1 protein-coding gene is annotated in these 2,087 nt (G+C 46.3%); it reads right to left on the bottom strand.

The features are described 5' to 3' along the window. Positions 1–106: 106 nt before the first annotated feature. The gene (locus F6K52_RS35685) at positions 107–1,822 is read right to left on the bottom strand and encodes an efflux RND transporter periplasmic adaptor subunit (protein ID WP_293089841.1); all 1,716 of its coding nucleotides are present in this window, start codon (positions 1,820–1,822) and stop codon (positions 107–109) included. Between the last annotated feature and the right edge of the window lie 265 nt (positions 1,823–2,087).

The following is a 2,087-nucleotide window of genomic DNA, read 5'->3' as shown; positions in this document are numbered from 1 at the left end:
TCCCAACATGGAACAAGTAAGCTGCATCACTTTTAAGGGTTAATCAGCATCGAAGCTGTAACCGCTTCACTTTCAAGGCTTCTATTGAGTTTCTAAGACTTGATTTCTATTGAGTTTCTAAGACTTGGACGGGATCTCCGTCTTTGAGGAAAGCAGCACCTTTGACTACAATGCGATCGCGCTGGGATAAACCACTATTGATTTCCACTTGCCCATTAGGGAGGAGTTCTCCCATGACCACTGGCTGTGCTTTAACAGTGTTATCTGCTTCGAGTCGATAAACGATCGCACTAGTGTCGGCTTGGGGCAATACTGCTTTGGATGGTATAGTTAAACCGGTAGTTGCTGAGGTGGTGATGGAGCCTCGTAAAAACATCCCTGGTCGCAAGCTCCCGGAATTGGGTAAATCTACTTTCACCAGAGCTTGACGAGACTGCTGATCAACTATCGGGTCAATTTCTCGTACTGTTCCAGAAAGGTTCAGGCTGCTATCTCCTCTAGAGGATATTTCTACTGGTTGCCCAATCTGGATTTGGGACAGTTGGGTTTCGGGTACCCTTAATAACAGTTCCAAACGCCCCTTTTCGATAATGGTAAAGAGTGTTTCTGACGAAGAGGTAATATCACCGACACGGGCATTTCTAGTGGCTACTTTGCCACTGACTGGTGCCACCACTTGGGTATCGTTCAGTTGCGCCATCACTAACTGGACTTGTGCCTTTTCTCTAGCCAGTTGAGCTTGGGCTTGAGCAATGACTTCTGGACGGGAACCTGCTAATCTTTGCTGGAGCTGCTGTTGCGCTTCTACTACAGCGGCTTCTAACTGGGCAATTTCTGGGGAGTTGGTGTTTCGTGCTTGCTCAAGGCGTTGTTGAGCTTCAGATAAATTCGCTTGAGCACTGAAATATTGACTTTCCACCTCATTATAGCGGTCTTGGGAAATGGCTCCCTCGGTAATCAATTTTTTCTGGCTCTCGAAGCGACGTTTCGCAAGACTCAACTGTGCTTCAGCCGATGCCACTCGGGCTTTGGCTTGGTCAATTTGTCTAGGTATACTGGCTTGAGCCTGTCTTAGACGAGCTTGGGCTTGGTCTAGACGAGCTCTAGCTTGGGCTTTTTCTTCTGAGCGTGTCCCTGCCTTCAGTTCTGCTAAACGGGCTTCAGCTTGGGCAACTGCTGCCTGAGCTTGAGCTAACTGTGCCTGAAGCACAGCATTATCTAGGCTTACCATTACAACTCCTGCCTTGACAAATTCCCCTTCTCTAACCAGTACCTGTTTAATCTGTAAACCCGTTGCTTGGGACTTAACCCTAATCTCCTCAAAAGCAGCAACACTACCAATAGCTTCTAGGGTGCGGTTAACTGTGGTGGTTTTTACCTCTGCCACCGTAACAGTTTGAGCAGGTACAGCAGAGGGGACAGCCGCAGGGGTTTCAGCAGAGGGGACAGCCGCAGGGGTTTCAGCAGAGGGGACAGCCGCAGGGGTTTGAACAGTTTCAGCAGGGGAATCGGTTTTTTGAACCTTTGGAGCTGTCCCGATCAATCGCATTCCTAGGAAGGTCAGCATAATTCCCATAGCCATGGCAATCACTAAACTACCTGCTCCTGATGTCAAGGAGTTTTGGGATTGACTAGTCTTAGATCTGGGCAATGATGAGGCTGAATCCTCCTGTTGGTGATTAGCTTGGTGTAATGGTTGCTGATCGGGCTGAGTGATAGTGCTAGAGCCATTCAGCTGAGATCTCTGTTGGTGATCTGGCTCAGTGATAGTGCCAGAGCCATTTAGCTGAGATCTCTGTTCATCTAAAGTGTTTCGGCTCATGGTTATTCCCCTCTTACTGGTAGTGTTGGGTATTTTTTTTAAAGAAAGATGATTTTTGATGGTTTTTCCTTAATATAACTTAAAAATTATTAACTTAAAAGTTATTAGGACCTGAGCTAAAACTGTCTATCCATGTTTTTTCTTAATCAAATTCAGATGTACAATTATTAATTGTCTGGTAATTAGTCACAGATTTAGCCCTCCCCGACATCCATATCAATCAAGCAGATCGTAAGAGTCACACCACTTAACTCCAGTAACCAAG

This window comes from Moorena sp. SIO3H5, from assembly GCF_010692395.1.
Lineage (GTDB): Bacteria > Cyanobacteriota > Cyanobacteriia > Cyanobacteriales > Coleofasciculaceae > Moorena.
Note: the sequence above shows the minus strand (reverse complement) of the source record. Positions and strands in the feature narration are given on the sequence as shown.